At 67.4% G+C, this 23,996-nt stretch carries 20 protein-coding genes and 1 pseudogene; 16 read left to right on the forward strand and 5 right to left on the reverse strand.

Going from position 1 to position 23,996, the window contains the following annotated elements; translation table 11 throughout:
- Positions 1 to 47: 47 nt before the first annotated feature.
- From IEW19_RS06755 to tsaD, 6 genes are read left to right on the forward strand one after another with little or no spacing between them, the layout of a single operon-like run.
- The gene (locus IEW19_RS06755; protein ID WP_188570886.1) at positions 48 to 1,139 is read left to right on the forward strand and encodes a carbohydrate kinase family protein; all 1,092 of its coding nucleotides are present in this window, start codon (positions 48 to 50) and stop codon (positions 1,137 to 1,139) included.
- Between the two features lie 54 nt (positions 1,140 to 1,193).
- Positions 1,194 to 2,432 carry an alanine racemase gene (alr, locus tag IEW19_RS06760; RefSeq protein WP_188570887.1) on the forward strand — a complete coding sequence of 413 codons (1,239 nt, stop codon included), beginning with the start codon at positions 1,194 to 1,196 and terminating at the stop codon, positions 2,430 to 2,432.
- A complete protein-coding gene (gene tsaE / locus IEW19_RS06765; RefSeq protein WP_188570888.1) occupies positions 2,429 to 3,043 on the forward strand; it encodes a tRNA (adenosine(37)-N6)-threonylcarbamoyltransferase complex ATPase subunit type 1 TsaE in 615 nt (204 codons plus the stop codon). Before alr ends, tsaE begins: the two co-directional genes overlap by 4 nt.
- The gene (gene tsaB / locus IEW19_RS06770; RefSeq protein WP_188570889.1) at positions 3,037 to 3,708 is read left to right on the forward strand and encodes a tRNA (adenosine(37)-N6)-threonylcarbamoyltransferase complex dimerization subunit type 1 TsaB; all 672 of its coding nucleotides are present in this window, start codon (positions 3,037 to 3,039) and stop codon (positions 3,706 to 3,708) included. Before tsaE ends, tsaB begins: the two co-directional genes overlap by 7 nt.
- Positions 3,709 to 3,728: 20 nt before the next feature.
- Complete coding sequence (rimI, locus tag IEW19_RS06775) at positions 3,729 to 4,223, forward strand: ribosomal protein S18-alanine N-acetyltransferase (RefSeq protein ID WP_188570998.1); 495 nt, start codon at positions 3,729 to 3,731, stop codon at positions 4,221 to 4,223.
- A complete protein-coding gene (gene tsaD, locus IEW19_RS06780) occupies positions 4,220 to 5,311 on the forward strand; it encodes a tRNA (adenosine(37)-N6)-threonylcarbamoyltransferase complex transferase subunit TsaD (protein ID WP_188570890.1) in 1,092 nt (363 codons plus the stop codon). Before rimI ends, tsaD begins: the two co-directional genes overlap by 4 nt.
- Before the next feature lie 111 nt (positions 5,312 to 5,422).
- Here tsaD and IEW19_RS06785 read toward each other — a convergent pair whose 3' ends face one another.
- On the reverse strand, positions 5,423 to 6,574 hold the full coding sequence (locus tag IEW19_RS06785) for a glutamate--cysteine ligase (RefSeq protein WP_188570891.1): 1,152 nt from the start codon (positions 6,572 to 6,574) through the stop codon (positions 5,423 to 5,425).
- A 366-nt stretch (positions 6,575 to 6,940) separates the two neighbouring features.
- Here IEW19_RS06785 and IEW19_RS06790 point away from each other — a divergent pair, with 366 nt between their 5' ends.
- Together IEW19_RS06790 and IEW19_RS06795 are read left to right on the forward strand one after the other, a co-directional pair.
- Entirely contained in the window at positions 6,941 to 8,389 is a 1,449-nt protein-coding gene (locus IEW19_RS06790; RefSeq protein WP_188570999.1) for a glycoside hydrolase family 3 N-terminal domain-containing protein, read from the forward strand.
- 87 nt (positions 8,390 to 8,476) lie between these two features.
- A complete protein-coding gene (locus IEW19_RS06795) occupies positions 8,477 to 9,295 on the forward strand; it encodes a shikimate 5-dehydrogenase (protein ID WP_268236239.1) in 819 nt (272 codons plus the stop codon).
- A gap of 18 nt (positions 9,296 to 9,313) precedes the next feature.
- Here the strand turns inward: IEW19_RS06795 and IEW19_RS06800 are convergent, their stop codons facing one another.
- Entirely contained in the window at positions 9,314 to 10,549 is a 1,236-nt protein-coding gene (locus tag IEW19_RS06800; RefSeq protein ID WP_188570892.1) for a THUMP-like domain-containing protein, read from the reverse strand.
- Positions 10,550 to 10,602: 53 nt separating this feature from the next.
- On the opposite strand from IEW19_RS06800, the gene IEW19_RS06805 reads away from it, so the two are divergent.
- From IEW19_RS06805 to groL, 3 genes are all read left to right on the forward strand, one after another.
- The gene (locus IEW19_RS06805; protein ID WP_188570893.1) at positions 10,603 to 10,983 is read left to right on the forward strand and encodes a hypothetical protein; all 381 of its coding nucleotides are present in this window, start codon (positions 10,603 to 10,605) and stop codon (positions 10,981 to 10,983) included.
- A 249-nt stretch (positions 10,984 to 11,232) separates the two neighbouring features.
- Entirely contained in the window at positions 11,233 to 11,526 is a 294-nt protein-coding gene (gene groES / locus IEW19_RS06810; protein ID WP_003805290.1) for a co-chaperone GroES, read from the forward strand.
- 78 nt (positions 11,527 to 11,604) lie between these two features.
- Positions 11,605 to 13,215 (forward strand): chaperonin GroEL, encoded by a 1,611-nt coding sequence (gene groL, locus IEW19_RS06815; protein ID WP_188570894.1) that lies wholly within the window; start codon positions 11,605 to 11,607, stop codon positions 13,213 to 13,215.
- A gap of 132 nt (positions 13,216 to 13,347) precedes the next feature.
- Here groL and IEW19_RS06820 read toward each other — a convergent pair whose 3' ends face one another.
- Positions 13,348 to 13,950: a dihydrofolate reductase family protein gene (locus IEW19_RS06820; RefSeq protein ID WP_188570895.1), complete on the reverse strand. Its 603-nt coding sequence runs from the start codon at positions 13,948 to 13,950 to the stop codon at positions 13,348 to 13,350.
- A 59-nt stretch (positions 13,951 to 14,009) separates the two neighbouring features.
- Between IEW19_RS06820 and IEW19_RS06825 the strand changes: the two genes are divergently transcribed.
- On the forward strand, positions 14,010 to 15,533 hold the full coding sequence (locus IEW19_RS06825) for an ATP-dependent DNA ligase (protein WP_188570896.1): 1,524 nt from the start codon (positions 14,010 to 14,012) through the stop codon (positions 15,531 to 15,533).
- A 20-nt stretch (positions 15,534 to 15,553) separates the two neighbouring features.
- Here the strand turns inward: IEW19_RS06825 and IEW19_RS06830 are convergent, their stop codons facing one another.
- Positions 15,554 to 16,522 (reverse strand): DUF389 domain-containing protein, encoded by a 969-nt coding sequence (locus tag IEW19_RS06830; protein ID WP_188570897.1) that lies wholly within the window; start codon positions 16,520 to 16,522, stop codon positions 15,554 to 15,556.
- A gap of 64 nt (positions 16,523 to 16,586) precedes the next feature.
- On the opposite strand from IEW19_RS06830, the pseudogene IEW19_RS06835 reads away from it, so the two are divergent.
- From IEW19_RS06835 to IEW19_RS06845, 3 genes and pseudogenes are all read left to right on the forward strand, one after another.
- Positions 16,587 to 18,417: pseudogene (locus IEW19_RS06835) on the forward strand (acyltransferase family protein); the annotation flags it as partial.
- Positions 18,418 to 18,619: 202 nt separating this feature from the next.
- Positions 18,620 to 20,131 carry an IMP dehydrogenase gene (gene guaB / locus IEW19_RS06840; protein WP_188570898.1) on the forward strand — a complete coding sequence of 504 codons (1,512 nt, stop codon included), beginning with the start codon at positions 18,620 to 18,622 and terminating at the stop codon, positions 20,129 to 20,131.
- Between the two features lie 179 nt (positions 20,132 to 20,310).
- Positions 20,311 to 22,170 carry an ABC transporter ATP-binding protein gene (locus IEW19_RS06845; RefSeq protein WP_188570899.1) on the forward strand — a complete coding sequence of 620 codons (1,860 nt, stop codon included), beginning with the start codon at positions 20,311 to 20,313 and terminating at the stop codon, positions 22,168 to 22,170.
- Here IEW19_RS06845 and IEW19_RS06850 read toward each other — a convergent pair.
- Complete coding sequence (locus IEW19_RS06850) at positions 22,167 to 22,772, reverse strand: hypothetical protein (protein WP_188570900.1); 606 nt, start codon at positions 22,770 to 22,772, stop codon at positions 22,167 to 22,169. The two genes, IEW19_RS06845 and IEW19_RS06850, sit on opposite strands and share 4 nt — an antisense overlap.
- Positions 22,773 to 22,823: 51 nt before the next feature.
- On the opposite strand from IEW19_RS06850, the gene IEW19_RS06855 reads away from it, so the two are divergent.
- Positions 22,824 to 23,960 carry a GuaB3 family IMP dehydrogenase-related protein gene (locus IEW19_RS06855; protein ID WP_188570901.1) on the forward strand — a complete coding sequence of 379 codons (1,137 nt, stop codon included), beginning with the start codon at positions 22,824 to 22,826 and terminating at the stop codon, positions 23,958 to 23,960.
- Positions 23,961 to 23,996: the final 36 nt, after the last annotated feature.

Here is a 23,996-nt window from a genome sequence, read left to right on the forward strand (position 1 = left end):
TTCAATACCCCTACCGGAGTGCTGCGGCACAGCGTATTGTGCCGATCATGGACGCGATTCCGGCACGCCCCTTCGACCCCCTGGCTGGCGTCCGCTCGCCCGTCGAACCGGGGTTCGACCTCCTGCTGGCAGGAACCGTGTTCCAGGACATCATCTTTACCGGCCTGCCCCACGGGCCCGAACCCGGCACGGAAGTCTGGAGCGACGGCATGGGCAGCTGTCCCGGCGGGGTGGCGAACCAGGCCATCGCCGCTGCAAGGCTGGGGCTGCGTACCGGGCTGGCAGCAGCTTTCGGCGACGACGGGTATGGGGACTTCAACTGGAAGATCCTCTCCGGGCAGGAACATGTGGACCTCAGCCTTTCCCGCCGCGTTCCGGGCTGGCACTCACCGGTGACCGTGTCCCTCTGCGTCGACCAGGACCGCTCCCTGGTGACCCACGGGCACTCGGCGCCGGTGTCAAACTCCGAGCTGATCGGCAAGCCGCCCAAGGCGCTCGCCGGCATCGCGGAGGTGGGGATGGAGATGGAACCGTGGGCCGGGGCGGCCCATGCTGCCGGGGTGAAGCTGTTTGGGGATGTGGGGTGGGATCCCAGCGGGGAGTGGGCGCCGGTGCGGCTCGAAAACCTGCAGTACTTTTACGCTTTCCTGCCCAACCAGCGCGAGGCCATGGCGTTCACGGGCAAGGACAATCCGTGGAGTGCCCTCTATGCGCTGGCGGACCGGGTGCCGGTGGCCGTCGTAACCCTTGGAGCGCAGGGCGCCATGGCGGTGGACTCGGAAACCGGGGAGGAGGAGTGGGTCCCGTCCCTTCCCGTCAAGGCCCATGACCCCACCGGAGCCGGAGACTGCTTCGACGCGGCCTTCATCGTGGGCACCCTGGCCGGCTGGCCGCTGGGGGACAGGCTGCGGTTCGCCAACCTGTGCGCGTCCCTGGCCGTGCAGGAGGTGGGCGGATCGCTGGCAGCCCCGGGATGGGGGGATATCGCCGACTGGTGGAAACGCGCCAACGCCCGCCCGGAGCGGCAGATGAGCCAATGGCTGCGGCGGTTCGGGTTCCTTGCGGACATCATCGAGGATGTGCCGCTGGCAGCCCAGCGCAGGGCTGCGGCCACCATCGCGCACCTATCGGACGCCTGAGGGGGAAGAGTGCCCTGATTATTCGGTGCGAAGCGCCCGCACTAGAATCAATTGGTGACCTACCCCGCAACAACCGGTGAATTCAGTGCTGCTTCCCGGCAGGACCCCCGCCATGAGCGGTCCGCCGTGATCGACCTGGACGCCATCCGGCACAACGTCCGCCGGCTTGCCGACGCTGCTTCCCCCGCGAAAGTCATGGCCGTCGTCAAGGCCGACGCCTACGGGCACGGCGCCGTTCCCGTGGCCCGCGCAGCCCTGCAGGCAGGCGCATCCTGGCTTGGCGTTGCCCATATTTCCGAGGCCCTCTCGCTGCGCGCCGCCGGCATCGACGCGCCGCTTCTCGCGTGGCTGCACACCACGGACAGCAATTTCGGCGCTGCGGTGGCTGCCGGCGTCGACATCGGCTGCTCAGGGTGGGAGCTGGAACGCATCGTTGCCGCCGCCCGTGAGCAGGAGCGGCCGGCGCGGGTGCACCTCAAGGTGGACACCGGGCTGGGCCGCAACGGAGCCACCCCCGAGACGTGGGACCGGCTGGTGGGGGAAGCCGTGGAATACCAGGACCAGGGTTTGCTGCGCGTGGTGGGCATCTTCTCCCACCTGGCTGTCGCCGACGAACCGGACCGCCCCGAAACGGACCACCAGGTGGCGGCATTCCGGGAGGCGCTGGCCATCGCGGAGGACGCGGGAGTGGATCCCGAGGTGCGGCACCTGGCCAACACCCCCGCCACCCTCTCCCGGCCGGACACCCACTTCGACCTGGTCAGGGTTGGCCTGGGCATCTACGGGCTTTCGCCGTTTGACGGCCAGACGTCCGCGGAGCTCGGCCTCCGCCCCGCCATGACGCTGCGCACGCTGGTGTCCCAGTGCAAGGAAGTGCCGGAGGGGCAGGGCGTCTCCTACGGGTTGCACTACCGCACCCGGAATGCCAGCACCTTGGCGCTGATACCGATGGGCTATGCCGACGGCGTCCCGCGGATCGCCACGGGCGGCCCTGTCCGCGTGGCCGGAAAGACCTACCCCGTGGTGGGCCGCATCGCCATGGACCAGATGGTCATCGACCTTGGAGCGGAACACGCCGGAGCCGGCCTGCAAGGCGCGGAAGCGGTGCTGTTTGGGGACGGTGCCGACGGCGGGCCCACAGCCGAAGACTGGGCACGCGCCGCCGGAACCATCAACTATGAAATCGTGACCAGGATCAGCCCCCGTGTTCCCCGCCGCTTCATCAACGAGGACCAACCGGCGGCCAATGGCCAGGGTTCGCTGGGCGTGCCAGGCAAGGCAGGGGCCGCATGAGCGCGCCGGAGCAGTTGGCCTCCAACTGGGAAAAGACCTGCACGGCGACGACGGCGGAACAGACGCACGCGTTCGGTGCCCGTTTGGCGGAGCTACTGCAGGCAGGTGACCTGGTGGTGCTGTCCGGCGAGCTGGGTGCCGGGAAAACCACGTTCACCCAGGGCCTCGGCGAGGGCCTGGGCGTCCGCGCCGGCATCATCTCGCCCACGTTCGTCCTGGTCCGGATCCATCCCAACCTGCCGGACGGACCACGTCCGGGCGGCCCGGACCTGGTGCACGTGGACGCCTACCGGCTGGGCTCGGCGGCGGAAATTGACGACATCGACCTCGAAAACACCATGGATTCGTCCGTGACGGTGGTGGAGTGGGGGCATGAGCGGGTGGAGCACCTGAGCGACAGCCGCTTGGAGATCGACCTGCACCGTGCCATCGGGCTCGGTGCAACGGGGGAGTACCGCGGGAGCCTGGACTTCGACGGCGACGACACGGACGAGCCCCGAGCCATCGTGCTGCGCGGGTACGGGCCCCGGTGGGCAGCCGCCCCCGAACTGGGCAGCACCGAGTCGGGCAGCACCGAACTGGACGGCCCCGGAGGGGAAACGGAATGCTGATCCTCACGATCGATACGTCGGCCGTGGCCAGCGCGGCGCTCGTGTCGGATGACGCCCCGGAAAGCGTGCTGGCCAGTTTCTCGACCGAGGACACCCGCAGCCACGCCGAAGTACTTGCCCCCGGAATCAACGCGATGCTGGCCGGGGCAGGAGTGGCTGGGCAGGACGTCGACGCCCTGGTGGTGGGCGTGGGTCCCGGCCCGTTCACCGGGCTCCGGTCAGGCATCGCCACCGCCCGGACCCTGGCCTTCGTCTGGGGCAAGCCCCTGCACGGGCTGATGAGCCTGGATGCCGTCGCGCTGGAGGTGGCCGAGTCCACCGCAGCCGTTCCGGAATTCCTGGTGGTCACGGATGCCCGCCGCAAGGAGGTGTACTGGGCCCGCTACAGCCTGAGCGACGGCCAGCTTCCCCTGCTGGAGGACGGTCCGCACGTCGGCTTCGCCGGGGACCTTCCGGACCTGCCTGCATTCGGTGCCGGCGCGGGACTTTACGCAGCGGCGCTGCAGGCACACCCGGAGTTCTCAAATGAACAACCGGACGCCCTGTACCTCGGCCAGTTCGCCCTGGCCCGGCTGGCGTCGGGACACACCCTGCTGGACTCCACACCCCTGTACCTGCGCGAATCGGACGCGCAGGTTCCAGGACCACGGAAGAGGGCCTTGTGAGTACTGTCCCGGATCCCCGAATGATGGGCGTCACCGTCCGCGACATGACGCTCGACGATGTTCCCGCCGTCGGCATCCTGGAGCACAAGCTCTTCCCCATTGATGCCTGGCCCGTGCAGATGTTCCTGGACGAGCTCTCCCAGCCGGAGACCCGCCGCTACCTGGTGGCGGAGACCGGCGACGGCATCGTGGGCTATGCCGGGCTGATGTGCATTGAGCCCATCGCGGACGTCCAGACGATCGCCGTCGTCCCTGATTTTGAGGGGCGGGGCATCGGCAGCACGCTGCTCACGGAGCTTATCGACGAGGCCCGGCGCCGCGGTGCCGCCGACGTCCTGCTCGAGGTCCGCGCCGACAACCCGCGGGCGCAAAAACTGTATGCGCGGTTTGGCTTCGAGCAGATCCACGTCCGGCCCCGGTATTACCGTGACGGCGTGGATGCCCTCATCATGCGGCTCCAGTTCGCGGCCGCCGAAACCATCGGGGAAGAAGCAAAGGAAGCAGGCCAGCCATGAACCGCTCGCAGCCCCTGGTGCTGGGCATCGAATCATCCTGCGACGAAACAGGTGTGGGAGTCGTCCGCGGCACCACTCTCCTCACCAACACGGTCTCGTCCTCCATGGACGAGCACGTCCGTTTCGGCGGGGTCATCCCCGAAATTGCTTCCCGCGCCCACCTGGACGCCTTCGTCCCCACCCTTGAGCAGGCACTGGCCGACGCCGGGGTGGGCCTTGATGAGGTGGACGCCATCGCCGTAACGTCCGGGCCCGGCCTGGCCGGCGCACTCATGGTGGGCGTATGCGCTGCCAAGGCGCTCGCCGTCGCCACCGGAAAGCCGCTGTATGCGATCAACCACCTGGTGGCGCACGTCGGCGTGGGACTGCTGGATGACCGTGCCAACGGCCGGAAGCAGGAGCTGCCGGAGAACCTGGGGGCCCTGCTGGTGTCCGGTGGCCACACCGAAATCCTCCGGATCAACAGCATCGCCAGTGACGTGGAGCTCCTGGGTTCCACCATCGACGACGCCGCGGGCGAGGCCTACGACAAGGTGGCCCGCATCCTGGGCCTGGGCTACCCGGGCGGCCCCGCCATCGACAAGGTGGCCCGGAGCGGCAATCCCAAAGCGATCCGCTTCCCCCGCGGCCTCACCCAGCCCAAGTACATGGGCTCGGCGGATGAACCGGGACCGCACCGGTACGACTGGTCCTTCAGCGGCCTCAAAACGGCTGTGGCCCGGTGCGTGGAGCAGTTCGAGGCCCGCGGCGAAGAAATCCCCGTGGCTGACATCGCGGCCGCTTTCCAGGAGGCAGTGGTGGACGTGATTTCATCCAAGGCAGTCCTGGCTTGCCGCGAGCACGGCATCAGGGATGTCTTGCTGGGCGGCGGCGTGGCAGCAAACTCGCGCCTGCGGGAACTGACGGGGCAGCGCTGCGCGTCCGCCGGCATCCGGCTGCACGTCCCGCCCCTGGACCTCTGCACGGACAACGGCGCCATGGTGGCCGCTTTGGGCGCACAGTTGGTGATGGCCGGCGTCGAGCCCAGTGGAATCGGCTTCGCCCCGGACTCATCGATGCCCGTGACGTCGGTGTCGCTCCGGGCCTGAAGACAGAGGGCCCGGCGAACCGCCGCGGGGCACTTTGGGGGCGTCGCCGTCGTAAATCACGACGGCGGCCGGCGTGTCCGTGTCGAAGTGCCCCCTTTCGGGAGGAGCACGTCAGGCGGTGGGCCCGTTGCGCATCTGCTTGACCAGGTCCAGCACCACGGCCTGGAGGTTCCCGCCGTTCTCCGCGGCCACGCGGCGCTGGCGCTGGTACCCCGCGCCGCGGCGGATGATCTTCTCCACGTCGGCAAGCTCGTCGGAGCAGCGCAGCTTGGCTGCGACGGGCTCCAGCCGGTTCAGTGTCTCCAGCAGGTGGTCGGTGACCAGCTGCTCCCGGCCTGCGGCATCCAGGATGATGATGGCGTCCAGGCCGTACCGGGCGGCGCGCCACTTGTTCTCCTGCACATGCCACGGCGGCATGGTGGGGATGGTGCCGCCGTTGTCCAGGGTGGTGGAGAACTCGTCCACCAGGCACTGGGTGAGGGCCGCAATCGCGCCCACTTCCTCCAGGGTGGCCAGGCCGTCGCAGATGCGCATCTCGATGGTTCCGAGCGCAGGCACGGGCCGGATGTCCCACCGGATCTCCGAGATGGTGTCGATGACGCCCGTGGTGAACATGTCCTGGACATAGGACTCGTACTCCTCCCAGGACGTGAACTGGAAGGGCAGGCCTGCGGTGGGGAGCTGTTGGAACATCAGGGCCCGCTGGGAGGCGTAGCCGGTGTCCTCGCCGCCCCAGAACGGGCTGGATGCGGACAGCGCCTGGAAGTGCGGGAAGTAGTTGACTAGGCCGTCCAGCACGGGGAGTGCCTTGTCCCGGCGGTCCAGCCCCACATGCACGTGGACACCGTAAATGACCATTTGCCGGCCCCACCACTGGGTCCGGTCGATCAGCTTGGCGTAGCGCGCCTTGTCCGTGACCGGCTGCAGCTGCGGGGGGCTGAACGGATGGCTTCCGGCGCAGAACAGCTCCACGCCCATGGGATCGGTGATTTCCCGGACAGCGGCGACGGAACGGCTGAGGTCCTCCTTGGCCTGGGCAGCTGTCTCGCAGACGCCGGTGACCAGTTCCACCGTGTTCAGCAGCAGTTCCTGCTTGATGTGCGGATGTTCGTCGTCTTCGTTGAGTTCCGGGTGGCGGGAGGCCACACCGCGGAGCACCTGGCTGGCCACGGAAGCGAGTTCGCCCGTCTTCCCGTCCACCAGTGCAAGCTCCCACTCAACACCGAGGGTTGACTGCCTCGATGACGCGAAGTCGATCTTCACAAGTTTCCTAACTGTCCGGTTTGCCGCTGGCTGATGCCGCTCACAGGCTGCTGCCGGCAGGCGAACGGGGTAGTTCAAGTCTAGTCCAGGGGTAGCATCGTACTGATGGCACCGTTCCCCATGCGTCACAGCCCTGCCAAATCCTTCCCCCTTCTCCTGGCCCTGTCGGCCTTGGCCCTGGCCTCCTGTTCCGCCTCCCCAAGCCAGGTCCCGCCGTCCGCGCCGCCAGCCGGCGCCCCTTCGGCGACAGCAAGTACGACGCCGGCGCCCCCTTCTGCGGCTCCCTTGGCTGACACCGGTTCCCGGCCTCTGGGGTGGGGCCCCGAGCAGCGGGACCGGGACGCCGCCGTGGCGGCCGTGGCGGCCATGTCACCGGAGCAGAAGGCCGGGCAGGTCCTGCTTCCAACCTTCAGGGGCAACCAGGTGGAGGCCTATGCCGGGCTCATCCAGCGACTGCACCTGGCCGGGTCCATCATCATGGCCGACAACGTGCCGCGCGACCCGCAGGGCAACGTGGACGTTGCCGCCATGGGCGCAGTGAACCAGCGGCTGCTGCAGGCCGTTGCCGCCGACGGGCGCCGCTGGCCGGGGATCATCGGGGTGGACCAGGAAGGGGGTGGCGTGGCACGCCTGGGACCGCCTCTCACCGAATGGCCCACGCCCATGAGCTACGGTGCCGCCGGCAACGCGGCCCTGACCCGCCAGGCCGGCAAAGGCCTGGCGGCCGAGCTGGCGCCGCTGGGTTTCGACCTCGACTTCGCACCCGATACCGACGTGACCATCGGCCCCAAGGACCCCACCATCGGGGCACGCTCCATGTCCGCCGATCCGGCGGCCGCGGCAACCCAAGGGGTGGCGTTTTCCCAGGGCATGCTGGATGCCGGCGTGCTCCCCACCGTCAAGCACTTTCCCGGACACGGCTCGGTGACGGCAGATTCCCACCTCAGCCTCCCCGTCCAGCCGGCCGGCATTGACGAACTCCAGGGCCGGGACTGGAAACCCTTCCAGGCCGCCGTCACGGCGGCCCTCCCGATCATCATGACCGGGCACATCGCCGTGCCTGCGCTGGAACCAGGTGTGCCGGCGTCGCTCTCCGCACCCAGCTACGCCGCGCTGAGGGGCCTGGGCTTCAAGGGCGTGGCCGTGACTGACGCCCTCAACATGGGCGCGGTGGACAAGCAGTACCCAGCGGGCGCGGCTGCGGTGAAAGCCGTGGCCGCCGGCGCCGACCTGCTGCTGATGCCCGCGGACGTGGAGCAGGCGCACGCCGCCATCCTCCAGGCCCTGGCCGCCGGCACCCTTTCGGCCGCCCGGCTCGATGAGGCCGCCCAGCGGGTGGCCACCATGATGATCTGGCATGCCCGGACCTCGCCTCCTGCCGGGACAGCGGCCACAGCTGCCCAGGCAGGAAGCGGTGCACCATTGTCAACGCAGGTCTCGGCGTCGGCCGTCACGGTTCTTTCAGGTCCGTGCAGCGGACCCTTGGTGCCGGGCTCGGTGCGAGTGGCCGGCGGGGGACCGGGGGACCGGGAACGCTTCGAGGCGGCCGCCGCCCGTGCCGGGCTCACGGTTGGATCAGGGCCGCTGGTCAGCCTCATCGGGCCTGGCGGAAAAGCGGCGGGTGGGGACATCGCGGTGGCCCTGGATGCCCCCTGGCCGCTCCAGGACTCAGGCGCGCCGGTCAAGCTGGCGCTGTACGGCCGCACCGACGCGGCCTTCGACGCGCTGGCCGCAGTGCTGGCAGGGAAGGCGCCGGCCCCCGGGAAGCTGCCCGCCGCCGTCGGGCCCTTTCCTGGGGGAACCGGCTGCCCGTAACCCAACTAAGTAGCGCCAAGCGTCGTTCCAGGCGTTCAAAACGACACTTGCCGCTACCCAGTTGGGCGGGACCGCTTTAATGGTCTGGTGCCCATTCTGAATAAAGACATGACCCTCTGCATCTCGCTCTCGGCCCGTCCCAGCAACAACGGGACCCGGTTCCACAACCACCTCTACGGGCAGCTGGACCTGAACTGGATCTACAAGGCGTTCGCGCCCACCAATCTGGAACAGGCCATCGCCGGCGTCCGCGGGCTGGGCATCCGCGGCTGTGCCATCTCCATGCCCTACAAGGAAGACGTCATTGCGCTGGTGGACGAGATGGATCCTTCCGCCAAGGCCATCGACTCGGTGAACACCATCGTCAACACCGGCGGGCACCTCAAGGCGTACAACACCGACTACACCGCGATCGAGCAGCTTCTGGCCGCCAATTCGGTCCCCACGGACTACTCGGTGCTGGTCCTGGGCGCCGGCGGCATGGCCAAGGCAACGGTGGCCGCCCTCCGGGACGCCGGCTTCAGCGACGTCACCGTGATCGCCCGGAACGAGGCTTCGGGACGCGCACTGGCGGACCAGTACGGGTTCAAGTGGCGTGCAGCGCTCGACGGCGGGACGGCTGACCTGATCATCAACGTCACCCCCATCGGCATGGCGGGAGGAGCGGAGGCTGAGGCGCTGTCCTTCCCCGCCGAGGCGATCGACGCGGCACGCCTGGTGTTCGACGTGGTGGCGCTGCCGGCCGAGACGCCGCTGGTCCGCGCCGCCCGGGCGGCAGGAAAGCCGGTCATCACGGGGGCCGAGGTGGCCACCATCCAGGCGCTGGAACAGTTCGTCCTGTACACCGGGGTGCGGCCGACCGCGGAGCAGGTGCGGGCTGCCGAGGAGTTCATGCGGGCCCAGTAGCGGCGTCGCCGGCAGCGCCTAAGCGGGCTGGACGGGCTCCACCACGATGGCCACCCGGTCCTCGCCGATGCGGGTGAGGACCAGGGTGGCCGCCTTGCCGGAACCTTTTTTGGTGTTCTTCCCGCTGGGCAGCAGCTGCTTCCGCAGCTCTTCCGGGGTAACAGCCGTGCCGCGCTTCTTGATGTCCAGCACGGTGATTCCCTCCTGCTTCACCCACGCCTTGAGCGCCTTGACGTTGTAGGGCATGACATCAAGGACTTTGTAGGCCCTGGCGAACGGGGTGGCCACGAGTTCGGGAGCGCAGATGTAGGCGATGTGTTCATCAACCAGGTGCCCGCCAAGCTGCAGCGCCACGTCCGCCACCAGTCCCGCGCGGATTACTGCGCCATCGGGTTCGTAGAGGTAGCCTTCCACCGGTCCCACCGGAGCTGACGGGCCGGCACCGAATTCGTCAGCACTGGCCAGTTCGGCGGGCCCCTGGGAACCCAGGACCAGGGCGGCGCGGCGGACGCCGGGCCTGCGCACGGCGTTGAACCACAGGGTCACCTCCGTGACGTCCCCGGCCACGGACACCCACTGCGCCTCACAGCCTGCGGGAACGGACTCGTGCGGCATGCCCGGGCCCATCTTCACGCCCACCGCCTTCCCCTCCGCGGCCAGCGACTCCACGAATGACAACGGCGGGGAGAACGCCTCAGGATCCCAGATCCGCTTGGTACCGGAGGTGGAGGTGACCCGCCGTGCCGGATCCAGCCAGACGCCGTCGACCCCCTCCAGCGGGACCGCTGCCGCGTCCGCGTGCACCACCGTGGCGTTGGGGAACGGAATGAGGTTTACCGTGGCGCAGGCCGCCGTGGTTTCGTCCATTTCGACCGAGGTGACGTTGATGTCCAGGGAAGCCAGGGCCAGGGAATCGGCGCCCAGGCCGCAGCCCAGGTCCGCCACGTGGCTGATGCCGGCAGCAGCAAACCGCTGCGCGTGGTGTGCGGCCACATTCAGGCGCGTGGCCTGCTCCAGGCCGGCCTGGGTAAAGAGCATTTGGCGCGCGAACTCGCCGAATTTAGCCTCCGCCCTGGTCCGCAGCCGTGACTGGGTGAGGACGGCGGACACGCGCTCGGCGGGGTGTCCGGCCTTGCGAAGCGCGGCATTGAGCTCGAACGAGTCCTCATCCCGGTAGGGGGCCAGGGACGCCAGCAACTCCCAGCCTTCGGGGGTCAACAGCGGTGCAATCTGGTCCTGGGGAGCGTGAGCCATGGGTTCCAGCCTAGTGGAGGAGCACGTGCCGGGATGCGGATACTGTTGAAACCATGGATGAGAGCGCAGCCCCCGGGGCCACCGGCGACCACGAGCCCAGGAACCGCGGTCCTGCCCGGTTTGCCCGTCCCGTCCTGATCGTGGCGTCCGTGGTGGCCGTGGTCTGCATCGCCCTGCTGGTGATCATTTTCCTGCTGGACACGTTCAATGCCACCGTCTATTCGGTGGGCGGCAAGGACATCCAGGACAAGACGCAGGAGGCCCAGGATATCCGCGGGGTGTACGACGGCGCCCGGGCGGGGAGCATCTTCTTCCTCGTTACTGCGCTGCTCGCCGCGGCAGCGGCCGGCTGGGTGCTCTACCGGGCAGGGAAGCAGGGCGGTGGCGAGGCCGACGGCGGCGAGGACGTGGACTTCGACGACCTGGGCCGTTAGGCGCGCCTTCCGCCCGGCGGCCCGGCGTCGTCGGAACCGAAAACAATGTACGCCCATGACGAAACGTTGGCACTCACCTTGACCGAGTGCTAACCCTTACATAGAGTCTTCATTAGCACTCTCCCTAGGAGGGTGCTAACACATGAAGAGCTGCCAGCCAGGCTGCTGCCGGCACCGCGACGACGGTTTGCCAGCTACGGCGGAAAGCTTTCCAGTCCACGAATTTGCTGACGAAAAGGAGAGGTCCGAGTGTCGGTCTCTATTAAGCCTCTTGAGGATCGTATTGTTGTTCGCCCGCTCGAAGCCGAGCAGACCACGGCTTCCGGCCTGGTCATCCCGGACTCCGCCCAGGAGAAGCCGCAGGAAGGCGAAGTTGTTGCAGTAGGCCCCGGCCGCTTCGAAGACGGCAACCGCGTTCCCGTTGACGTAGCCGTTGGCGACGTCGTCATCTACTCCAAGTACGGCGGAACCGAAGTCAAGACCGGCGGCACCGAGTACCTGGTGCTGTCGGCCCGCGACGTGCTGGCAATCGTCGTCAAGTAACTCTTCCGGATCCCCGTGCCGCCGGCCATGCTTACGCTGGCCGGCAGCGCGGGGCTCTGTCTTTGAAAGGACAAAACCATGGCAAAGCAGCTTGCGTTTGATGACGCTGCCCGCCGGGCCCTTGAGGCCGGCATCGATAAGCTCGCGAACACCGTCAAGGTGACGCTCGGCCCCCGCGGCCGCAACGTCGTCCTGGACAAGAAGTGGGGCGCACCCACCATCACGAACGACGGCGTCACCATCGCCCGCGAAGTGGAACTGGACGATCCCTACGAAAACCTCGGCGCGCAGTTGGCCAAGGAAGTAGCCACCAAGACCAACGATGTTGCCGGCGACGGCACCACCACCGCCACGGTCCTGGCCCAGGCACTGGTCAAGGAAGGCCTGCGCAACGTGGCAGCCGGCGCTGCCCCCGGCCAGATCAAGCGCGGCATCGAGGTCGCGGTGGAAGCCGTGGCCGCGCGCCTGCTGGAGAACGCCCGTCCCGTCGAAGGCACCCAGGTGGCCAGCGTCGCCGCGATCTCCGCGCAGAGCGACGAGATCGGCGAGCTTCTCGCCGAGGCCTTCGGGAAGGTGGGCAAGGATGGCGTTATCACCATCGAAGAGTCCTCCACCACGCAAACCGAGCTGGTCCTCACCGAGGGCATGCAGTTCGACAAGGGCTACCTGTCCCCGTACTTCGTCACTGACGCGGAACGCCAGGAAGCAGTCCTCGAGGACGCGCTCATCCTGATCAACCAGGGCAAGATCTCCTCGATCCAGGAATTCCTGCCGCTGCTCGAAAAGGCACTGCAGAGCTCCAAGCCGCTGTTCATCATCGCCGAGGACGTTGAGGGCGAGGCCCTGTCCACGCTGATCGTCAACCGCATCCGCGGCACCCTGAATGTGGTTGCCGTCAAGGCTCCGGGCTTCGGTGACCGACGCAAGGCCATGCTGCAGGACATCGCCACCCTCACCGGTGCACAGGTTGTGTCCCCGGAACTGGGCCTGAGCCTGGACACCGTTGGCCTGGAGGTGCTGGGTACCGCCCGCCGCATCACCGTCACCAAGGACAACACCACCATCGTTGACGGCGCCGGAACGGCCGAGGACGTCTCCGCCCGCGTTGCCCAGCTCCGCGCCGAGCTGACCCGCACCGACTCCGACTGGGACCGCGAAAAGCTCCAGGAGCGCCTGGCCAAGCTGGCCGGCGGCATCGGCGTCATCAAGGTCGGTGCTGCCACCGAGGTTGAGCTGAAGGAAAAGAAGCACCGCATCGAGGACGCCGTGTCCTCCACCCGCGCTGCCCTCGAAGAAGGCATCGTAGCCGGCGGCGGCTCCGCCCTGATCCACGCCCTGAAGGCACTGGATGAGGACGCTTCGGTGAAGGCCCTCGAAGGCGATGCTGCGGCAGCTGTCGGTATTGTCCGCCGTGCACTGGTGCAGCCGCTGCGCTGGATCGCCCAGAACGCCGGGTTCGACGGCTACGTGGTCACCTCCAAGGTTGCCGACCTCGAGACCAACAACGGCTTCAACGCCAAGTCCGGCGAGTACGAGGACCTGATCGGCGCCGGCGTTATCGACCCCGTCAAGGTCACCCGGGCAGCCCTCCGCAACGCGGCGTCCATCGCCGCCCTGGTTCTCACCACCGAGACCCTGGTCGTAGAGAAGCCGGCCGAAGAGGACGAGCACGCAGGCCACAGCCACTAGTCCCCACCGTCTCCCTAACCTCGCTTCGCTCGGTCAGGGAACCCTGACGGCGTGGGCCCAGCTCTGTGGCTTAAAAGGCTGGTCCGGCATCTGCCGGGCCAGCCTTTTTCACGCCCTTCGCAGGACGCCGGGCTACGTCGCCCCCATCTCTGCCGTTTCAACCCCGCCCGCAGGCTCGTACACCAGTGACACCGCTCCCTTGGGGAAGCTGCGCGCCGGCTCGGCGAGACGGAACGAGGATGGAACCGTGCCGGCGTCGAAAAGGCGCTTGCCCTGCCCGAGGGTGACCGGATAAAGCCAGAGGTGCAGCCGGTCCAGGACGCCTGCCGCGAGCAGCGAGCGGATGAGGACTCCGCTGCCGAACATGTGCATCTGCTGGTAGTCGTCCCTGAGGCTCCCCGCCGCCGCGGCGTCCGGCAGCACCGTGGTCCCTGCCCAGGAGGGGTCCTTCAGGGATGCTGACACGACAAACTTAGGCACCCGGTTGAGCGTGTCGGCAATGTCCCCGGACTGGTGCGGCCAGTAGGCGGCAAAGATGTCGTAGGTTTTCCGGCCGAGCAGGAGGGCGTCCATCTTTTCGATCTCCGCGCCAATGGCCGCACCGGATTCGTCGTCGGATACCGGTGCCTGCCAGCCGCCGAACGCGAATTCTCCTTCGGGGTCTTCTTCCCGGCCGCCGGGCGCCTGGTAGACGCCGTCAAGGGTAACGAACAGGTTCGCGACGATGATTCCCATGGGTCCAGTGTGGAAGCCTGGTCCGGGCCTGTCCAGCATGTGCGTGGCAGGATGGTGCCATGCTGCTCCTTGAGCTTGTGGAAACCACGAAGGCCGTCTCCTCCACCCGCTCCCGGCTGGCGAAAGTGGATGCGCTGGCCCAGCTGCTGCGCCGGCTTGAGCCCGCGGAGATCCCGACGGCGGTCGGCTTGCTCAGTGCCAAGCCCCGCCAGGGACGCGTGGGCGTGGGCTGGAGCGCCGTGGCAGCGGCCAAGGCGGAGCCAGCCGCGGAGCCAAGTCTCAGCGTGGCCGACCTTGATGCCGCGCTGGACCGGCTGCTCGGTACAGCGGGGACCGGAGCAGGCGCGGAGCGCGCAGCGACGCTCCGGAAACTGATGGCGGCAGCCACCGGGCCGGAGCAGTCTTTCATCGCAGGTGTCCTGCTCGGCGAATTGCGCACGGGCGCCCTGGAAGGAGTGCTGACGGACGCCGTGGCCCGCGCGTCGGGGAAGCCCGTCCAAGCCGTACGGCGTGCGGCCATGCTCTCCGGGGACCTCGGCGGCACCGCCCTGCTGGCAATCACGGGCACCGAAGCCGAGCTTGACGCCGTCGGCCTGGTGGTTGGCCGTCCCGTGCTGCCCATGCTCGCCGCCACCGCAACGAGTCCAGGCGCAGCGCTGGAGGCCACGGGGGAGGCCTCGGTGGAATATAAGCTCGACGGCGCCCGCATCCAGGTGCACCGGAGCGGAGGCGATGTCAGTATCTACACCCGCAACCTGGCCGACGTGACCCACAGGCTTCCCGAGGTGGTGGAGGTGGTGGGCGGGCTGCCGCTGCGGGACGTGATCCTTGACGGCGAGACCCTTGCCCTGGACGAGGAAGGCGGCCCGCGGCCCTTCCAGGAAACGATGGCGCGGTTTGGTGCTGATGCAGCACGGGAAACGGTGCTGCATCCATGGTTCTTCGACGTGCTCCACATCGATGGGCGGGACCTGCTCGACGAGCCGCTGTCAGCGCGGATCAGCGTGCTTGAGCGCATCGCCCCGGAACACCGGATCCCGGGGGAGGTCACGGCTGATCCGGCCGTCGCCGAACGCGTGTCGCAGGATGCCCTTGCCGCCGGCCACGAGGGGGTGGTGGTGAAGGCGATCGGATCCACCTATGCGGCCGGCCGCCGCGGATCCAACTGGGTAAAGGTCAAGCCCGTCCTCACCTACGACCTGGTGGTGCTCGCCTGCGAATGGGGGTCGGGGCGGCGTACCGGGATGCTCTCGAACCTGCACCTCGGGGCCCACGACCCCAAGGGGGAATTTGGCGAGCCCGGCGGCTACGTGATGGTGGGCAAGACCTTTAAGGGCCTTACCGATGAACTGCTGCGCTGGCAGACCGGAAGGTTCCAGGAGCTTGAAGTGAGGCGAACCACCGGCACCGTGTGGGTCGAGCCGGTCACCGTCGTCGAAATCGCGATCGACGGTGTGCAGCAGTCGCCTCGGTACCCTGGCGGCATCGCCCTGAGGTTTGCCCGCGTCAAGCGCTACCGCGACGATAAAACCCCAGGTGAAGCGGACACCATCCAGACCCTGCGCGCCCTGCTGCGGCCATAGCCGAAAGGCGTTGATCCTGCCTAGCCGCGGTTTCCGCTGCGCTGGTGCCTAAGGCTACGTGCCACTCCGTCGGGCAGCCGCCGTGTAATCATCCGGTAAAAGAGCAAAACTGCCAGGGCGGACACCACGATGCCCACAAGGTTGAGCAGCAGTTGGAGGGCGGAGCCGGCCGCCTTCTGGTACTCACCCAGCACCATAGCCACCGCTACGTACCCCGCAGCAGGCACGGTGGTCACGGAGATGAAGACGCCGATCAGCGCCGCGGAACGCCGGCCGATGATGGAAAGCATTCCGGCGATCCCGGCCAGCACGGCAACGATCAGTGAATACGGGCCCGGATGGTAGATGAATTCGACGGCCGAGCCCTTGTCCAGGGCATCGCGGGGGAAGAGGCCGAGCGGGACCGAAAGCCATGCCGTCAGCGCTGCCAGGAGCATGGCAACAGGGAATCCGACGCCCAACGCAACTGCGGCGCGCCGCCCAAGCCTCCACTGCTTCGTGGCAAGCGAGACGGCGAGGGCTGCCAACGGTCCGAACTCAGGCCCGACCGCCATGGCGCCAACAATCGCAATGGGTGAATCGGTCACGATGCCAATCCCGGCGAGCTGGGTTGCCAGCACCAGGAAAGCGAGGAAGTTCCACGTCAGCCGGGAATCCTCACCCGTTTGCAGTGTCACGTCGTCCCAGATCACCGCGTCCGCGCCGTCCCCGGGGGCGGCACGCTCGGCCCGGTCGGCGTTTTTGGACAGGACGAATTCCGGCGCGGTCATGGCAATGGATCCCACGTCCCGAACCTTCAGGATTTCCAGCTTCTCGAGCAGTTCCTCCACTGACTCCCGGGCGATCAGGACCTCTATGACATCGCCCTCCGGCACTACGGCCGCGCCGGGAACCAACACCACTTCCGCTGTGCTGCGCTGGTCACGGCAGGTCTCCAGGGCCACGGCGGACAGGTCCCCGGGCACACAAATCCGCAATTGGACCACCATGCGGGCTCCCTTCCATGGATGGGCCCAGCATAGTTTGTCCACCGCCGATTCGCCCCGGCAAACGGCACACTGGCTGCGCCTGTTCAAACGCCTGCTGCCCGCCGCCGTCGTGGTGATCCTTGGGGTGCTGGCCGGCACGTGGCTGATTCTGCCCCAGGGCCGTTGGCCCGAGGTCCTCGACCAGGCCTGGGCGTCCCTCGTTTACCGCCAGAACTGGCTCGTGGCGGACGCTGCAGTGGACTACTAAGCACAGGACCACGCCGGTGCCAGCCCGCTGCAGCACTTCTGGTCCCTGTCCATCCAGGGCCAGGTATTCATCCTGTGGCCGCTGATCCTTGCCGCCACCCCTGCGCTGCTGAACTGGCTGCGCCGGATTCCCCGCCTGCGCCGGCTGACCTACCCGGGCTGCTGGCAGTGGTTTTCGGGGCTGTGTTCGCGGTGTCCCTGGCCTACTCCATTGACCAGACCGCCACCCACCAGGCCTACGCCTACTTCGACACCCGCGCCCGGCTCTCTGGGAGTTTGCGCTTGGGTCTTTGCTGGCGCTGGCGTTGCCCTACCTCAAGCCCGGCCGGGTCCTGCGGGTGGCCCTGGGCTGGGCCGGCCTGGTGGCGATGGTTTCCTGCGGACTGGTCCTGAGCGTTGACCGGTCTTTTCCGGGATACGTGGCGCTGTGGCCCACGCTGGCTGCGGCCGCGATCATCATGGCGGGCCAGGCCGGCAGCCGTTTCGGCGTGGACCGGCTCCTCAGCAGCCGGGCCGCCGTGGCACTGGGCGACAACTCGTACGCCCTGTACCTGTGGCACTGGCCCGTCCTGGTGCTTGGGCTGGCGGCCACCGGGGTGGAGGGGCCGAACCTTAAGCAGGGCCTGGTCGTCATTGCTGCCTCAGTCGTGCTTGCTGTCCTGACCACCCGCTTTGTGGAAAGGCCGTTGCGCGACTGGCACTGGCCCAAGCTCCGGGCCTGGCGCACCGCCGTCGTCATCATCGCGTGCGGTGCCGTGCTGGCAGGGCCCGTCGCTGTTTGGCAGACGTCGCTCACCGCTGAGCAAAGCGCGACGGCGGCACAACCGCGGGAGCTCACGCCCGGGGCCCTGGCACTCACCCCCGGAAACGAAAACACTCCCGCTCCCAGGGCTCGACCCATCGCAGGGCCCACCGCCCTGGACAACGACTGGGCCGGCATCGACTCGCCCTGCACAGGAGCCAACGCCACCAGCGATCCCATCCTGGAGGGCTGCCGGCAGGAGCTCCCGGAGGAACCGGCTTCCAAGCGCATCGTGCTCCTGGGAGACTCCCACGCCCAGCAGTATCTTGCTGCGCTGGCGCTGGCGGCTGCCCGGGGCTGGGAACTGGTGACCCTCCTGATGCCCGCCTGCCGGTTCGGCGCGGACTCGCAGGCCAGGAACGCCGAGTGCAACGCCTACAACAGGGCAAGTGCGGCCTACGTTCTGGAACACCTGCCGGATGCGGTGTTCACCGTGGCGTCGCTGACCCATGAGGACGCCCCATTCGAAACCGAAGTGCCTGGCTACCTCGACGGCGTGAAGCCGTTCGCTGATGCCGGGATTGAGATCGTGGGCATCCGCGACAACCCGCGGTTCACCTTCAACATGCCCCAGTGCGCCCAGCGGAACGGCGCCGAGGCCACCGCCTGCAATCCGTCACTGGCCGAGTCCCTGGTGGAACCGTCGCCCCTGGAGGACTACCGGGGACAACTGCCGGGGCTGCACCTTATGGACATGAGCGACTTCATTTGCGCGCGCGGAGTCTGCCCGGCCGTGGTGGGGAACGTGTACGTCTACAAAGACGACAACCACCTCACCAGGACCTACGTGGAAACCATGATCCCGATGTTTGAACAGCGGCTGCTGGCTGCCACCGGCTGGAGTTGAGTGGGGTTGCTCACATTGCGGGTCTGGAATAGGGGGATCGGCGCCGAGGTTCTAATATTTACTCAATACTTTCTGCCCCCGGAACGCCGTCGTGCATGGCGGTCCCGCAGGATCCTCTGCACAGGCCAGTTCCGTAATAACGGGCTGGTCATCGGCTGCAACCCCTACCCGTGACCCAGCAACCAAGGTAAGAGGCGCACTCATGACCGAGCCCGAACACAATCCCTTTGGCTTTATCGGCCTGACCTACGACGACGTCCTGCTCCTGCCGGGCCACACGGACGTCATCCCGTCCGAGGCAGACACCTCCTCGCGGATTTCCAAGCGGATCACCGTGCAGACGCCGCTGCTTTCCGCCGCAATGGACACGGTCACGGAGTCCCGCATGGCAATCGCGATGGCCCGCCAGGGCGGCCTGGGCGTGGTGCACCGCAACCTGTCGATCGCCGACCAGGCGGACCAGGTGGACCGGGTCAAGCGGAGCGAGTCCGGGATGATCACCAACCCGCTGACCATCCGCCCCGAGGCCACGCTGCGGGAACTGGACGATCTCTGCGCCCACTACCGCGTTTCCGGGCTGCCCGTGGTGGATGAGGACAACCGCCTGCTGGGCATCGTCACCAACCGCGACACCCGCTTTGTACCGGAGTCCGACTTCCCGCTGCGGCTGGTCAGCGACGTCATGACCAAAATGCCCCTGGTCACCGGGCACGTGGGAATCAGCCGCGAGGAAGCCTCGCATAAGCTGGCCACCAACAAGATCGAAAAGCTCCCGCTCGTGGACGAGCAGGGCCGGCTCAAGGGCCTGATCACCACCAAGGACTTCACCAAGGCCGAGCAGTACCCGCTGGCCACCAAGGACGACGAGGGCCGGCTTCGCGTTGGCGCCGCCATCGGCTTCTTCGGTGACGGCTGGGAGCGGGCCATGACGCTCGTGGACGCCGGCGTCGACGCCCTGTTCGTGGACACTGCCAACGGGCACTCCCAGGGTGTGCTGGACATGATCCGGCGCCTGAAGTCTGATCCCGTTGCTGCGCACGTGGACATTATTGGCGGCCAGGCTGCCACCCGTGAAGGCGCCCAGGCGCTGATCGACGCCGGCGCCGACGGCATCAAGGTGGGTGTGGGGCCCGGTTCCATCTGCACCACCCGCGTGGTGGCCGGCGTCGGCGTCCCGCAGATCACCGCCATCTACGAATCCGCCAAGGCCGCCATCCCGGCCGGCGTTCCGCTGATCGCCGACGGCGGCCTGCAGTACTCCGGCGACATCGGCAAGGCGCTGGTGGCCGGAGCCGACACCGTCATGCTGGGATCACTCCTGGCAGGCTGCGACGAGTCCCCCGGCGACCTGATCTTCGTCAACGGGAAGCAGTTCAAGTCCTACCGGGGCATGGGGTCCCTGGGCGCCATGCAGTCGCGCGGCAAGAACACGTCCTACTCCAAGGACCGTTACTTCCAGGCCGACGTGTCCGGCGACGACAAGCTGATCCCGGAAGGCATTGAAGGCCGCGTGGCATACCGTGGCCCGTTGTCCTCCGTGGCGTACCAACTGGTGGGCGGCCTGCGGCAGACCATGTTCTACACGGGCGCGCCCACCATTCCTGAGCTGAAGGTCCGCGGCAAGTTTGTCCGGATCACCTCGGCCGGGCTCAAGGAATCGCACCCGCACGACATCCAGATGACCGTCGAGGCGCCGAACTACGGCTCCAGGTAGGTGAGGATGGCTCATTCCCGCTGATATGAGGTGAACAGCCTGAACAAGCTGATACAGCGTGAACAAGAGGAGGCGGGAATTGTCCCCGCCTCCTTTTGTTGTATCCAGCAGCGGCTGCGCTGCCTCGCTGGCTAGCCCGCCCACCCCTTCAAGGTACGGCCCGGCACTAGGCTGATTCCATGCCCCCATCACGCCATCCGGCGGAACTGACACCTAAACGCGAACCGCAAAAGCGGCTTGCCCTGCGCCCATATGCCAAGGCCGTGGCGCAGGTCCTCCGCGTCAGCTTCCGCGCGTCACCGGGCGCGGTGGTGATGAAGGTGCTCGGCTCGTTGATCTCAGCCGTGCTGCCGCTGGTCACCACCTACTTTGCGTCCCTCACCACCTCAGCTTTGGCGGCAGCCTACGGCGGCGACGACGAAGCGGGGCGCCGCGCCGTGGTCTACGTGATTGTCACCGCAGCGCTGGGTCTCTTTTGGGGCGCTTTCAACAGCATTGACCGGTACATCCAGCAGCTGATGAGTTTCAAGGTGGGTGCCATCGTTGGCGACCAGATGTACGAGCGCTTCCTGGCCCTCGAATTCTGGCGCTACGACGACAAGGAGACAGTGGACCTCTACGACCGCGCCAAGCGGTTTTCGGATTCCTATGCCCGCGTCCTGGACCGCATCGCCGCTATCTTTACGCAGCTCGTCTCCGTCATCCTGGCCATCGGCGCCCTGTTGCTGGTCAGCTGGTGGATTGCCGTGATCGTCCTGGTGGCGATCGTGCCCAGCGTGTACCTGCAGTTCAAGCTGTCCAGGGAGCAGATTGCGCATTGGAACACGCAGGTGGATTCACGCCGCCAGCGCCGGATGATCGAAACCAACCTCCTCCGGCCCCAGCACATTGCCGAGATGCGGCTCTATGGCATTGTCGGATTCCTCATGGACCTTCGTTCCCGGCTCCGCGATGCTGACGAGCGGCGCCGCCTCGACTACCAGCGGCGCTACATCCCCAGGCAGTTGGCCGCAGACGCGCTGCAGTACGGTGCGGAGGTGGTCTCGCTGATCTGGGTGGTAGGCCAGATCATCGCACGCGCCCAGCCGGTGGGCCAGTTCCTGTACGTGCAGCAGATCGTCAGCCGCGCCCTGTCCACGGCAAACAACCTTGTGTCCTCCCTGAGCTCCATCGACGAGGACCTCGCCAACCTCAAGGACTACGAGCTGTTCATGGCCATGCCCGTGCCCTCGGAACATGCGCCGCCGCTCCTGGAGGCGCCCAAGGAAGTGGAACTGAAGGACATCCGCTTTACGTACACCGGCAGCGACATTGAGGTGATTCGCGGCATCAGCATGACCATCCGCCAAGGCCAGCACATCGCCATCGTGGGGGAGAACGGCGCCGGCAAATCAACGCTCATCCGTATCCTCGCGGGCCTCTACCGTCCGGACTCCGGACAGGTACTGCTCGACGGCGTGGACCTGGCCGCCGTCGACGTCACCTCCTGGCACCGGCACCTGGCGGTGCTCAGCCAGGAGTTCCTGAAGTACGAGTTCGCTACGGCGGCCGAAAACATCTACTTCGGCGACGTGGAAAGCCGGCGCGACGACGGGCGGATCCGGCGTGCAGCCGCTGACGCGGAGGCCCTCGAGTTCATCAACAAGCTGCCCAACGGCCTGGACAACCATGTCAGCAACTGGATGGAAGACCCCCGGGGCCGGAAGGGCAGTGGCCTCTCCGGCGGCCAGTGGCAGCGCCTTGCCATGGCCCGGAATTTCTACCGTGACGCGTCCTTCATGGTGATGGATGAGCCCACGTCCGCCATCGACGCCCTCGCAGAGCACAGAATCTTCACCCGCCTCTTCGCTGACCGCAGCAGCACCATCATCGCCATCAGCCACCGCCTCGCAACCATCGAAAAAGCAGACGTCGTGTACATGCTGGAGGACGGGCAGATCGTCGAACAGGGTACGCACAAAGAACTGGTGGCCCGGCGCGGCAGGTACTTCCGGATGTTCGAGTCCCAGCTGACCGTCGACGAACCGACAGGAACTTAGGCCTCCACCACAGTGGTGCGGACCCGGGCCACTGTGGGCCGCGGCGGAACGCTGCTGAATCCGAATGTCACTGGAGGCCGGATCGGAGCCAGTACGCCGGCGTCGGCGCCTTCCCAGGTGACGACGGCGGAGGTCAGGTGGTGCAGGTCGGTCACCCCATAAAACTCCTCCCTGCCGCTGCCCGCGGTGCCGTACGTGCGGGCGCCGGGGGCTGCCAGGGCTGCCAGGGGATTGACGGCGCTGAGCCAGCGGGGATGGACCGCAAGGCCGTGCGGGACCGTCCTCAGGACAGAACCAAGGAGGGTCCTCGGTCCCGTGGCCGCCCGGATCGCCAGCGGGCCGGCGTCGACCGTCAACGTGCGCCCGGCGAGCGTGGCGGATACGTCCACCACCTGCACCTCGTCAAAGCTGTAGGTTGCCGCGATGAAGCCAGCGACTTCGGGTGTCGGTGCCAGCAGCAGACGGTGCCCCCAGGGCTGCTGCACCATGACATCGGCGACGGATCCGAAAGGGGAGTCCTCCCAGATTCCCACCACCGCGCGCAGCCCGGAAGCAGTGCCAATGCCGGCGATACGCCCATCGAAGATCCAGCGGCTGCCCATCGGTCAACTCTAGCCACCAGGACAACACAACTGCTGGGATAACCTAGAGCAGTGACTTATGAGATCGAGATCGGCCGTGGCAAGCGTGGGCGTCGTGCCTACTCCCTGGATGACATTGCAATCGTCCCCAACCGTCGCACCCGCGACCCCAAGGACGTCTCCGTCTCCTGGCAGATCGACGCGTACAAGTTCGACATGCCCGTGATCGCTGCCCCGATGGACTCGGCCATGTCGCCGCAGACCGCCATTGCGCTTGGCCGGCTGGGAGGCCTGGGCGTGCTTGACCTGGAAGGCCTGTGGACCCGCTACGAGGATCCGCAGCCCATCCTCGATGAGATCGCGGCATTGCAGGACGAGACCAACAGCCCCGCCGTCACCGGACGGATGCAGGAGCTGTACCTGGCGCCCATCCAGCCCGACCTCATCACGTCCCGCCTGGCTGAGATCCGCGAGGCTGGCGTCACGGTTGCCGGTTCCCTCACCCCCCAGCGCACCCAGGAACACTACAAGACGGTCCTTGCCGCCGGTGTGGACATCTTCGTCATCCGGGGCACGACCGTATCCGCCGAGCACGTCTCCAAGGACCATGAGCCGCTGAACCTCAAGCAGTTCATCTACGAACTCGACGTCCCCGTCATCGTGGGCGGCGCGGCTGGCTACACTCCGGCGCTGCACCTCATGCGCACCGGTGCCGCGGGCGTGCTGGTGGGCTTCGGCGGCGGCGCAACCACCACCACGCGCCGCGCCCTTGGCATCCACTCGCCCATGGCCTCCGCCATTTCGGACGTCGCTGCCGCCCGCCGGGACTACATGGACGAGTCCGGGGGCCGTTACGTGCACGTGATTGCCGACGGCGGCATGGGCACTTCGGGTGACATCGTCAAGGCGATCGCCATGGGCGCCGACGCCGTCATGCTCGGCAGCGCCCTGGCCAGGGCAGAGGAGGCGCCGGGCAAGGGCTGGCACTGGGGCCAGGAAGCCCACCACACGGAGCTCCCGCGCGGTGACCGCGCCAACGTCGGCACGGTGGGGCCGCTGGAGGAGGTCCTCTTCGGACCGGGCCACCACACCAACGGCACGTCCAACCTTATTGGCGCCCTGCGGCGCTCCATGGCGACCACCGGCTATTCGGACCTGAAGGAATTCCAGCGGGTCGACGTCGTCGTGTCGCCTTACGCAGGAAACTGACGCGCCGGGCAGGGCGGGGTGGGCACCCTGCCGCCC

It is taken from the genome of Arthrobacter liuii, assembly GCF_014639275.1.
Lineage (GTDB): Bacteria > Actinomycetota > Actinomycetes > Actinomycetales > Micrococcaceae > Arthrobacter > Arthrobacter liuii.